Origin of the sequence: Streptomyces sp. NPDC050161, assembly GCF_044460025.1 — a bacterium.
Lineage (GTDB): Bacteria > Actinomycetota > Actinomycetes > Streptomycetales > Streptomycetaceae > Streptomyces.
In genome coordinates this window covers 18974-30050 of the sequence record NZ_JBITJM010000041.1, presented here as the reverse complement: position 1 = coordinate 30050, position 11077 = coordinate 18974, and the positions used below count along the sequence as shown (strand labels likewise).

10 protein-coding genes are annotated in these 11077 nt (G+C 69.2%); 3 read left to right on the top strand and 7 right to left on the bottom strand.

Annotation, left to right across the window (positions count from 1 at the left end):
* The first annotated feature begins 335 nt into the window (after window positions 1-335).
* On the top strand, window positions 336-1127 hold the full coding sequence (locus tag ACIBK8_RS34970) for a MerR family transcriptional regulator (RefSeq protein WP_399046641.1): 792 nt from the start codon (window positions 336-338) through the stop codon (window positions 1125-1127).
* Window positions 1128-3046: 1919 nt separating this feature from the next.
* On the opposite strand, the gene ACIBK8_RS34965 is transcribed toward ACIBK8_RS34970, so the two are convergent.
* Together ACIBK8_RS34965 and ACIBK8_RS34960 are read right to left on the bottom strand one after the other, a co-directional pair.
* Window positions 3047-3454, bottom strand: a complete 408-nt coding sequence (locus ACIBK8_RS34965) for a hypothetical protein (RefSeq protein ID WP_399046639.1) — start codon at window positions 3452-3454, stop codon at window positions 3047-3049.
* Between the two features lie 428 nt (window positions 3455-3882).
* On the bottom strand, window positions 3883-4629 hold the full coding sequence (locus ACIBK8_RS34960; RefSeq protein WP_399046638.1) for an SDR family oxidoreductase: 747 nt from the start codon (window positions 4627-4629) through the stop codon (window positions 3883-3885).
* 91 nt (window positions 4630-4720) lie between these two features.
* Here ACIBK8_RS34960 and ACIBK8_RS34955 point away from each other — a divergent pair, with 91 nt between their 5' ends.
* Entirely contained in the window at window positions 4721-5329 is a 609-nt protein-coding gene (locus ACIBK8_RS34955) for a TetR/AcrR family transcriptional regulator (protein ID WP_399046636.1), read from the top strand.
* Between the two features lie 443 nt (window positions 5330-5772).
* Here the strand turns inward: ACIBK8_RS34955 and ACIBK8_RS34950 are convergent, their stop codons facing one another.
* A complete protein-coding gene (locus ACIBK8_RS34950) occupies window positions 5773-5991 on the bottom strand; it encodes a hypothetical protein (RefSeq protein ID WP_399046643.1) in 219 nt (72 codons plus the stop codon).
* Window positions 5992-6747: 756 nt separating this feature from the next.
* Here ACIBK8_RS34950 and ACIBK8_RS34945 point away from each other — a divergent pair.
* Entirely contained in the window at window positions 6748-7278 is a 531-nt protein-coding gene (locus tag ACIBK8_RS34945) for a VOC family protein (protein WP_399046634.1), read from the top strand.
* Between the two features lie 292 nt (window positions 7279-7570).
* On the opposite strand, the gene ACIBK8_RS34940 is transcribed toward ACIBK8_RS34945, so the two are convergent.
* The 4 genes from ACIBK8_RS34940 to ACIBK8_RS34925 form a co-directional block, all read right to left on the bottom strand.
* Window positions 7571-8305, bottom strand: a complete 735-nt coding sequence (locus ACIBK8_RS34940) for a metal-dependent hydrolase (protein WP_399046632.1) — start codon at window positions 8303-8305, stop codon at window positions 7571-7573.
* Window positions 8306-8571: 266 nt separating this feature from the next.
* Window positions 8572-8871, bottom strand: coding sequence for a hypothetical protein (locus ACIBK8_RS34935; protein ID WP_399046631.1), 300 nt, complete (start codon window positions 8869-8871; stop codon window positions 8572-8574).
* A 74-nt stretch (window positions 8872-8945) separates the two neighbouring features.
* A complete protein-coding gene (locus ACIBK8_RS34930; protein WP_399046629.1) occupies window positions 8946-9902 on the bottom strand; it encodes a fatty acid desaturase family protein in 957 nt (318 codons plus the stop codon).
* A complete protein-coding gene (locus tag ACIBK8_RS34925; RefSeq protein WP_399046627.1) occupies window positions 9902-10867 on the bottom strand; it encodes an iron-containing redox enzyme family protein in 966 nt (321 codons plus the stop codon). Before ACIBK8_RS34925 ends, ACIBK8_RS34930 begins: the two co-directional genes overlap by 1 nt.
* Window positions 10868-11077: the final 210 nt, after the last annotated feature.

The following is an 11077-nucleotide window of genomic DNA, read 5'->3' as shown; positions in this document are numbered from 1 at the left end:
CAGTTGCACTCGTGTCACGCAAGACGGTCTATCGGATCGCGCCCCGCCGCGAAGGCACATCCCGCAAATTGATCACAACTCAATACACGCCCTAGCGGGCATCCGCGGACGCATCCGGACCGTCTGTGTGGTGACGAGGCGTACAGCTCATGCAGGAATCGCCGCTGCCTGTGGCGACTGCAGATCCGGCGCATCATCCCCGGGCGCCGGGACCAGCGTGCCCAGCGCCGCCATAGGGCGCCTGCCGCGGGTTTCCGGCTTGCGCTTTCCGCTGCGTCAACTTCTACGGTCTTCTGTGGGGCCGGAGAGACCGGCCCGGCGAGGGGAGGCAGGGCATGGCCTGGTCGATTGCGGACGTGGCCCGGATGTCCGGGGTGACGTCCCGGACACTGCGCCACTACGACGAGATCGGCTTGCTGCCGCCCGCAGGGATCGGTGGCAACGGGCACCGCTACTACGAGGAGGCGGATCTGCTGCGGTTGCAACAGATCCTGCTGATGCGGGAGTTGGACGTGGGGCTGCGCAAGATCCGGGCGGTCCTGGAGAGCCGGATCGATCAGGTGGCCGTGCTCCGCGAGCACCACCAACGGCTGCTCGCGGAACGGGACCGACTGGAGACGCTCGCCCGCACGGTCGGCCGCACCCTCGCCGAACTGGAGGAAGGCAGGGACAACAACGACATGGTGAAGATCAACAGGCCGGAGAACCTGTTCGAGGGCTTCGACCCCGCCCGCTTCTCGGCCGCGGGGGAGGCCGCCAAAGCCGAGGTGCGGGAGCGGTGGCCGCGGGCCTGGGCGGAGGCCCAGCAGGCCCGGCAGGCCCAGGGGGCGATGAGCGCCGAGGACGTGGAGCAATGGCAGCGGGAGGTGACGGCGCAGATGATCCGCATGGCGGAGTTCATGGCGGCCGGCACACCGGTTGCCGATCCCGCAGTGCAGACCGCAGTGGACGCCCAGTACCGGTTCGTGTGCCGGACCTGGAGCCCGGACGCGGCTGCTTACAAGGGGATGGGCCAGCACTTCGTCGATGACCCGCAGATGCGCGCGAACTACGACGCGATCGCCGACGGACTGGCCGTCTACCAGCGCGATGCGATGGTCTTCTACGCCGATGCCCGGCTGAGCTGACCGACGGATCCGCCTGCCGGGGGCTGCAGACCCCGGCGGCAAGCCCTCAGCAGCAAGCCCCCGTCAACCCTCAGCCACGCTCAGCGCATTCGACCCATCGGACAGGCCCTGGCGCCGCATCAGACAACGTTCACCTTGTCGACGACAGCACGTAGGCGCCGTCGTCGACATGCCGGTTCAGCCAGACGAAGTCGTGAGGGGGGTGAGGGGAGTGAGGGGTCTTTCCTCCGGTGGGCTGGGGTATGGCGCTGGAGTTCTGGTGGAAGTGTGGTGGGGGCCGGAGCCGTTGGCGGGTGCAGGAGTGGGTGCTGGTTACCACCTGATCAGGGCGTAGCCGGGTCCTCCGGGGGCTCCGGTCTGGCCGGAGGTTCCGGCGGTTCCGGGGGCGCCGGGGGTCTGCTCGTTGCCGCGGGGGGTGTCGCCGTCGCCGCCGCGTCCGCCGTTGCCGCCATTACCGCCGACGCCTCCCGTGCCTCCGAGGGCGACGCCGTCGGGTGGCGTGACGGCGCCGGCCGGCCGCTGTCCGGCCGCGCCTCCGGCTCCGCCCCCACCGCCGCTTCCCCCGGCTTCGCCCCGGCCCCCGCTGTTGACGACCCCCTGGCCGCCGGTCACCCCCTGGCGGCCACCCCTTCCGGCGTCTCCGGCTGCGCCGGTGGTCCCGGAGGCGCCGGTCCCACCGGTCCCACCCCGGCACAAGCCCCCTACGCGTGGGCCTTCGTCATCCCTGCCGTAGCCGCCCTCGCCGCCGCTTCCGCCCGAGCCCGGTAGGCCGCCCTGCCCTCCCGCACCGCCGCTCTGGCCGACCTTGCCGTTCTCCCCGCCCCCGCCCCCGCTGTCGCTGCCGCCGCTGCCACCCCTGGCCTCCGACGAGCCGACGACGCCACCGCCAGGACTCCCCGCAGACGCGGCCATGTAACCGGATTGCACGATGACAACGGTCGATCCTCCGCCGCCGACGGAGGACGTTCCTGCCCCACCGCCCCCACCGCCTGCCGCACCGGGGCTCCCACTGACAAACGTCGACCCGGGGGCACCGCCCGCACCGGCTGCGCCGCCACCTCCTGGATTTCCGTTCCCCGACGACGAACCGATGACGACCCGAAGCTCCTGGCCGGGAGTCACGTTGAACGTGCACGAGTAGTACTGCCCCGCAGAACCGCCCCCGCCGCCCCCGCCACCACTACCGCCTGCGCCTCCTCCGCCGCCTCCGCCGCCGACCCGCGAGGACGAGATCGGTTCGCTCTCGCCCCCGCCTCCTCCTCCGGCGCCGCCCGCGCCTCCCGCACCCGGCCCGCCACGCCCGCCGCCGCCCCAGGCGAATACCTGCACCTGCCTGACCCCGTCGGGCACCGTGAAGAACCCTGAAGCCGTGAACGCCTGCTCACCCGCGAGCCGCGGTTGCACACGCCCGGCAGCCGGCACCTCGGCCATAGCGGGCCCGCACAGCAGGGCACCACCGAGGACCAGCGCACCGGTCACCGCCACACCTCGCCTCGCGGGCCCGCTCTTGACGGCACGCAACGGATCCCGCCCCGAAGAATTCTCTGTCCTGGACACAGCACAGCCCCTCTCCCCGAACACCAACGACGGGCCCGCCGCCCCTCCCCGCCCATGGTCCGCAGGACCCACCACCCCGAGAAGAGCAGCAGACGCGATGACGGACCAAACCACCCCAACCGGTGAAGACCAGACGACGGGACACAACAAGCCGCGCCGGTAAGCCCACTCCTCAAGACGGGATCTACGAGCCGTGGTCGACAGGGCGAACGTTGCCTGACGCGGTGCTAGGACCCGAATCAGGTCTTGGGAACGGAGGTCACACAAGGCACCCAATTAACCAACACAACAGCAGCATCCCCCTGCGGAGGCCGGGCAACGACGGCTCGACGCCTGCGACGACGCTGGGCAACCCGCCGCCGCTACACCGCGGAGTGGTCGGATACGTGCCCCGTGCGCACCGGAGGCATGACGAACTCGACGCCTTCGGACTTCACCGCGATGCGCAGGCCCACGCCCTGTCGCGCACGCCGGTACGTCACGGCCCAACCCGTATCGCGCCTCAGGCTCCCGTCATCGCCGAGTTCGGTGCGCCACCGCAGCCAGCCGATCAGGCACTCGCGGCCGGCAGCGCGCGGCGGGGCGAAGGCGAAGGTCGCGCTGCCGAGCGCCTGCGACATCGTGTCCCCCGCGCTCTGGACGTGGCCGAGGGCGATCAGGCCGCGGCGGATCGCCTCCCGTGCCGCCTGCCGAGCGCCCCGCACGAGACCGCGGGCGAACAACGCGGTGACCAGGGTGACCACGGCGCCGAGAAGCGCCCAGCCCGCCATCACCGGAGCGCCGGGAGCCCGTACGGGCGCAGTGCCAATTCGTCGGCATGCGGCTGCCCGCGGCTGCGGTCCCCCGCTCGTGGGCAGCACGGAACGGTCTCTTCATCACGCCATTGGCCCGCCAACCACGGGACACAAGCCGCCGCACGCAATCGCCATCCTCCGACGGCTCACTCCCGCACGGAAGGACCCTGCGTGAGCACTTCCCCGCCCTCCCGGCGCACCGGCGGCGTCGTTTCGGCTTCCTTGCCGGCGACCCAGTCGTACGAGGTGACGCTCGGGGTGCTGGGTGGCCCTACCGGTCGGGGTGGATCTTGCGCTCCGTGTCCAGTCCGGTCCGGGCGTGCTGCGCGGATGCTCGTGTGAGCCAGGCGGAATGCCGCGGGCGAGGAATCGCCCGCGGCAGGTCGGGGCTCCGCGTGGCGGGGTCAGAACTGGTTCTCGCCGCCGTTGACGTGCAGGGTGGTGCCGAGCATGAAGCTGCTGTCCGCGGAGGCGAGGAAGGCCACGGCGGCGGCGATCTCCTCCGGGCGTCCCCTCCGGCCGATCGGCACTCCCGCCGTGAGCTCCGCCTTGACGGCGGCAGCGTTCCCCTCGCCGATGGCGATGTCGACTCCGGGGGTGTCGATCGCGCCCGGCGCGACCGTGTTGACTCGGATGCCCCTGCCCTTCAGCTCGTTGGCCCAGGTCCGTGCGAGGGACCGGATCGCGGCCTTCGACGCCGCGTACAGGCCGAAGTTCTCCCGGCCGTCGTCGGCGCGGATGGAGTCGTTCAAGATCACCGAGGCGCCGTCGTTGAGCAGCGGCAATGCCTTCTGCACGGTGAGCAGTGTGCCCCGGACGTTGACGCCGAAGATCTGGTCGAACTGTTCCTGGGTGGCCTGCGCCAGCGGTGCGAGTGTGGCGATGCCCGCGTTGGCGAAGAGCACGTCCAGACCCCGGCCTCGGTCACGGATCGCGTCGTACAGCCGGTCCAGGTCGGCCGGATCCGCTATGTCGCCCGGCACCGCGGTGACCGCGGAACCGATCGACTCGACGGCCCTGTCGAGCGCGTCCTTGCGCCGGCCGGTGATGAACACATGGGCACCGTCGGACGCCAGCCGCGCGGCGGTGGCCAGGCCGATTCCTGTGCTGCCGCCGGTGACGACGGCGGTCTTGCCTTGCAGCTGTCCCATTGCTTGAACTCCCGAAACTTAGATACTGATCGGTGCAGAAAGGAACGTAGCACTTCTGCACCGATCGGTATCGAGGCGGTAGGATGGGCTCGTGGAGATCACCCGGAGAGCGCCGATCGGCCGACCGAGAGGCTTCGACGCCGACGAGGCCCTGGAGCGGGCGATGATGGTCTTCTGGGAGCAGGGCTACGAAGGCGCCAGCCTGACCGACCTGACCAGCGCCATGGGCATCACCCGCAAGAGCATGTACGCGGCCTTCGGCAACAAGGAGACGCTGTTCCGCAAGGCCCTGGAGCGCTACACCGAAGGCCCCGCCGCCTATGCGGCCCGCGCGCTGGAGAAGCCGAGCGCCCGGGAGGTGGCCACGGCGTTCCTCGCCGGCTCGGTCAGCACGACCACCCGCCCCGGCCGCCCCGCCGGATGCCTGGGCGTGCAGGGCTCGCTGGCCGCCGGCGACTCCGGACGGGTCGCCCAGGACGCCCTGATCGCCTGGCGCGAGGACGGCCTTACCCGCCTCCGCCACCGGTTCCAGCAGGCCGTCGACGAGGGTGATCTGCCCTCGGGCGCGGACCCGGAACTGCTCGCCCGATACGTCATGACCGTGGCGAACGGCATCGCCGTCCAGGCCGCCGGCGGCGCCGACCGCTCCGAACTCCAGCAGGTGGCCGACGCGGCGTTGCGAAACTGGCCGCCCGTCTGACTTCTCTGCCCACGGACAGCTGTGGCCCCGAACGCGGGACGGCCGGCCACCCGTCACGACGGCCACCCGTCACGGCGGCCGGCCGTCGAGGCGGGTAGCGGCAGGGGGCAGCCGGCCTTGGCGGGCTCCTCGGTCCGTGCCCGGGGGCTGGCCAGGCAGTAGGAGTCGGTGCCGGTCTCGGTGCACCGCCGCCGTCTGGTCACCCGAGACTGGACGGACAGTCTCGGGATCGAGACCGGGACCGGGACCGGTCTCGGCCTGGGCGGCCCCTGCGGGCCTCCAGTGCAACGGCGTCCGCGGTCATGGCCCCGGCCCGCAGCGCCGCGGCCGGCCCGGCGACGACATGCTCGTGGGACAAGTGCCGACCCAACAGCAGCACTTCGGTCAGAGCCCGAGTGCCGCCCCGCTCTCCGTGGATCCTCTTGGCCTGGTCCCACCAGGCGTCATGGACCGAGGTGAACTTGCCTGCTGAGCGGGCCTGTTCGAGGGCGGTGGAGCCAGGGAAGGCGCCGGGCTTGCGGACCAGGGCCTCCAGGTAGTGGTCCAGCTCCAGGCGGACGGTGCCCCTGGGCGATCAGCCTCTCGCGCCGGACCACTTCCACGTTCTTGTCGTAGACCACCAGGTGAGAGGCGTGCAGAACGGCCCGAACGCGCTTCCCGATCAGCCGGATCGGGACCGAGTAGCGGTTGATGCGGACGAGGACCTGGGCCGTAGCGGTCGCCCCGGGGCGGGGACATCAACCCGGTCTCGAACGGCTCCTCGGGCAGCGGCCTCAACAGCGGCCGTCCGAACGCGAAGCACTCCGCGACCGTCTTGGCTGCGAACCGTTGCGGCGGGCATCGCCCTGGCAGTCCCACTGTCCGACCATCTCGTTCAGCTCAGCGAGCGAGGAGACTTCGGGGACGGGAACGAAGTGGTTGCGGCGGAAGAAGCCGATCTGCCCCTCGGCTCCGCCGGCACCTCGGGCGGGCCGGGTTCGATACGGCGCACGGGCGCAGCCGCTGGGCGGGCGCGGGCCCTCCGGTCAGGATGACGCCCCAAGTAGATTGCTGTTCAACCTTTTCTTGCCACCGTCCACACACCGGGCCAACGTCGACCATCCAGTGGCCAGCCCACAGGAACAGGGCGGAAGCGCGCCACATCGAGCCAGGTCGGAGCCCCCGCACTCCGAGGCCGCGCTCACGCCGGTCGACGACCCACCCTGACGCGGATGAACCCCGGGGCGCCGCCTCAGTCAACACCCGCCACCCGATTCCGCCCTCGTGAGCCGACCGACGGGCAGCCGGCACCCCGACGCGCGGACAATGGCGCGAATTGATTTAACGTTCAACCGATTCGAGCGGCATGCTGGTCAGAGCGTCGGCAACCACCCGGTATCCGGCCCAACACCCCATCCGACCAACGGAGATGACCCGAAATGAGCCAGACCCTGCCGCTCCGCCTCCACCACCACGCCTGGATCACCGACGACCAGGAAGCCAACCGGCGCTTCTACGAGGACGTGATCGGCCTGCCCCTGGTGGCCACGTGGACCGAGCGCGAGGTGCTGTCCGGGGCCGAGCGCGCCTACAGTCACACCTTCTACGGCCTGGCCGACGGCAGCGCGCTCGCCTTCTTCCAATTCGCCAACCCCAAGGACCAGGAGGAGTTCAAGACCGGCATCAACTCCACCCCCGTGCGCCACATCGCCTTCAAGGTCGAGGCGGAGACCCAGGAAGCCATGCGCGAGCGCATCACCGCGGCCGGCTATGCGGAGACGGACGCCCACGTGATCGACCACGGGTTCTGCGTCTCGCTGTACGTCACGGACCCCAACGGGCTGATACTGGAGTTCACTGTCGACCACCCGGACGTGGAGAAGATCGACGCCGAGCGGCGCACCACAGCACACGCCGACCTCGCCCGCTGGCTCGCCGGCGACCACACCAGCAACAACCACTGGCGCTGACCTCTGCCGCCGGACCGAAGCGAGAAGTTGAACGAGCGTCAAGGGAAGCGCCGGATTTCAGGCCCCGGCATCGTATGCGCTTCGACGTGGACGTAGTCATACACACGACAGGGGCCGCCGCTCGGCCGACGGCGCGTCGCGGCGAACCGGGGTCACCAGTACGGCCAGCGGCCGGCCGCAGACCGGGCGAAAGACCGGGGCGAAGCGTTCGGGCACGTCGGTTACGCGTTCCGTCGTCGCAGCCCAGTAGTCACATGGCCGAGATCCGCAGTCCCCAACCCACGGACGAGCTCTAGCTGAAGGGGTGCGGCGACAGCGCCGTGAACCACAGCAGGACGACGGTGGCGATGCCCATGATCGGGGTCAGTATCTCCGTCTCCAGCTTGTTGCCGCTGTGCTTGATGATGACGATCTCGTAGCGGTTCTTCAGGGGCCAGAGCCACGGCGCGCCCTGTTTGGTGATGGAGTCGCCGAGCAGATGGGCCAGGCAGCCCAGGCCGACGGCGTACGGGAGCCAAACGGGGGCCGAGGGGATGAACTTGGCGATCACGGCGGTGCCGATTCCGGCCATGGCGACGATCGTGCCCCAGGCGGAGAAGCCGTGGCCCGGCGGGCAGAGGTTGAGTGCGCGGACCGCCAGCGCGAGGAGGAAGAAGGTCAGGCCGAGGGTGAAGGGCCGGCCCAGGTACGTCACTCCGGCCCAGGTGCCCGCGGTCATCAGGGCCACGAAGAACAGCGAGTGGGTGGCGTGGCGGTGGCCGCCGGAGATCCAGGCCACGAAGCGGCACAGGGTTTTGGACACCGGGCCGAGGAAGTTGGCGATGGTGCCGTCGTGGTGGTCCAGGTCGGGCAGCAGCGCGGCGCCGGCGCAGAGCACCGTGCCCATCAGGATCTCCTGCGGCGTCAGGTGAGTGTGCATCAGCAGCGGCGGCAGAAAAGGTGTGGTGCCTGCGAAGAGCAGGGCGCCGCTCATCGCGTGCGAATGGCCCATCATGGTGCGTTCGTCCTCCCCGGCCGGTGCGTGCACGGTGACACGCCCTCAACTGCGGAGACGCTATCAGCGCGGGCGCGCCGGAAGATCGGCGGACGGCGCCCTGAGCAACGGAGCGCCCCGCCCGAAGGGGAAGACGGGCGGGGCCGGTTCGGGTGCGACGGTCGGGTGGAGGCTGCGGGCCGCATGTTGTTCGACGAGTTCGGCTCCGGTGGTGTGGAGCGCCAACCAGCCGTTGGGGGTTGGTTCTTGGACCGGGCGGCTACGGTGTCGGTCGTCGGGGGCGCCTTGCCTTCCGGTGCTCAGGCCGTGAACGCGAGGGGTGGCGCCTCGCTGACCGCATGAGTGAACGTGCTCCGACTGTGACGTATCTCGGTGGCCAGGACCTGGCCCACCGACGCGGATCCTGGTCCGGCGGGGACCTCGATCTCCCGGCTCGACCACCAGGTACCGCCCGCGGGCTTGTCCTCCCGGAAGGTGACGTGAAAGCGGAGCCGTGTCACCTCGTCCGTCACCTTCTCCAGGCGGATCCAGAAATCGGCTTCCGGCACTTCGATCCGGACGATGTTGTCGACGCAGGACATCCGTACCGCGTCAGGCACGGCTTCTGTACACAGCAGGGCGGCATGGCGTACAGCGCTTCCCGAGACCAGGATCTTGTGCCTTCGCCCGGACATCAGGCACTCCGCGTGGGCTCGGAGCCGGTGGTCCCCTTACGGTTCTCCCACGCGACGGCAGCGACTTTGCGGAAGAAGCCGGCGTAATTCCGCTCGACGTAAACGGCGTGTTCTTCGACCTCGGGATGCCGTTCCCTGAGCCTGTTGATCGGTACGACCATCGCCGCGTGGTGCTCGACATGCAGGTTGTTGCCGTTGGTGAACCATGTGGTCAGCCAACTGCCGCGAATCGAGCGGGTGTTGCGCAGTACGTCCGTGGTGTCGGATTCGCACAGCAGGTGTTCCGGTATCTCCACCAGAAAGTGCATGGGCACGGCGAAGGCCAGCGGGAGGACCCACAGCCGGAGAACGGGCCCGCCGAAACCGAGGGCGGCGGCGACCACGGCGGCGACCACTATCAGGCCGATCAGCCGGTACTCAGCGATGATTTCCCTTCGCCGCCGCTCGGCGATCTGGCCGATGTCGTAGGACCAGCTACCGGACCAGCTGCGCAGGACATCGCGGAGCACGATGACAATCCGGGAGTAGTCCAGCAAGCCTCGCAGCAGCATTCCCGAAGTGATCGGCTTGCGGGTGTCGAACCCGAAGAACTCCGAGTCCTGCGGAGTGCCCAGATACCGGTGGTGCTGCAGGTGCCTGACCCGGTAGTGGCTGTAGGAGACCAGCAGGGGGACGCCGAGGGGAATTCCCACCAGGCGGTGGATTTTGGACGATCGGAAGGCGGAGTGGTGCAGGCACTGGTGCTGGAGCTCGACCATATGGGTGTAGAGCGCGCCGAGAAGTAGTGCGCCGACCAGCGCAAGGAGCCAATTCGGTCTCAGCGCGAGGTACCCACCGGCCACGGCGAGGGCGATGGCCAGAACCAACTTGAAGAGGAAGACCGCTTCGTCCCGGCCCGAAACCCGGCTCTTGCGGAAGAGCAGCTGCGGTGGCTCTTTCGATGCCGCGGTGGTCATCACCCTTCCCCTCGCTTCGGCAAACCGCGCATGGCGTCCCAGATCCGCTGGTAGTAGGCGTTGGCCACGCGCACGCGGGTGGCCACGCCCAAGGAGATCTCCCTCAGGAGTTCCGGCGAACGGTTGACCAGTGGCAGGAAGACACCCTCGAACCATTCGGCGCCGTGGTCGGCATCGACCTGGACGTGCACGCGCTGGTAGTCGATGACGTCCGCGGGCACACCGAGACGGTTGCAGCCGTCGACCATGGCCTGAAAGCGGGGTGAAGCGCTCTGCTCCAGTACGCCCATCGCCCCGAGCGCGCGAGGGTTGAGATGGCGGTGGATGCCATACATCAGGAGCATGGACGCGTTCTCGAAGGCTTCGGGGCAGAAGAGCGCCTCGCGGCCGATGCCGGCTTCGGCCAACCGCTTGCGCATGTAGACGGCGGAGTGCTCGAACATGCGGGTGTGGACATGGTCGATATTCCCCTCCCCCATTTCGTCCCAATAGTTCTCCGCGATGGTGAGCTTGGTGTGTCCCTCTGTGCCGATCTGCACCATGGCCATGAGGTCGTCGAATTTGCTGTCGACGAGCTCTTCGCCCATGAAGAAGAGCGCCATCTCCTCCATGCTCGCTTCGTGGGCCAGGTAATTGCAGAAGTCCGGCTGCGTGTGCTGTGCCGCCACTTCCAGGAACCAGTCGTGGAAGGCACCGCCGCTTTCGGGAAGCGTGGTGGTATCGACTTGCGCGTCCTCCCATGCCAGCCAGGCGTCCTCGATCTCGACGATTTCACGGCTTGCGTTGAGCCGCGGAATGCTGGCAAAATCCTCGGGACCACCCATGTAGGCCACGTAGTAGGCGTGCAGCCGGCTCAGCAGGGCTTCCCTCGCTACCGGGTCAGGTGCGCCCTGCCGCGGAAATGCCCTGCTGATCTGCTCGGTGTGCGAGGCGGCGATCGCCGTCCCCACGGCGGTGAATGTCACGATTCTTTTCCTCTCCGTCAGAGCGAGTACCGGGGTTTACTCAACGCGGCTCCGCACAGCTTTGATGACGTCACCGAAGACGCCTCGATGGCTCGGATTCGTCGTCGACGTATTCCCTGGCGATGAGCAGGGTGGCGACGTGGTCCGCGCCGGCCACGGAAGGGGCCGCTGTGGGTGATTCCGCACTCGATCGGGTCGTAGGTCCGCAGC

Bases quoted from the DNA above. Each gene is read 5' to 3' on its own strand.
- ACIBK8_RS34945 (WP_399046634.1), top strand. From the start codon at position 6,748: ATGAGCCAGACCCTGCCGCTCCGCCTCCACCACCACGCCTGGATCACC.
- ACIBK8_RS34970 (WP_399046641.1), top strand. From the start codon at position 336: ATGGCCTGGTCGATTGCGGACGTGGCCCGGATGTCCGGGGTGACGTCC.
- ACIBK8_RS34930 (WP_399046629.1), bottom strand. From the start codon at position 9,902: ATGACCACCGCGGCATCGAAAGAGCCACCGCAGCTGCTCTTCCGCAAG.
- ACIBK8_RS34960 (WP_399046638.1), bottom strand. From the start codon at position 4,629: ATGGGACAGCTGCAAGGCAAGACCGCCGTCGTCACCGGCGGCAGCACA.
- ACIBK8_RS34965 (WP_399046639.1), bottom strand. From the start codon at position 3,454: ATGGCGGGCTGGGCGCTTCTCGGCGCCGTGGTCACCCTGGTCACCGCG.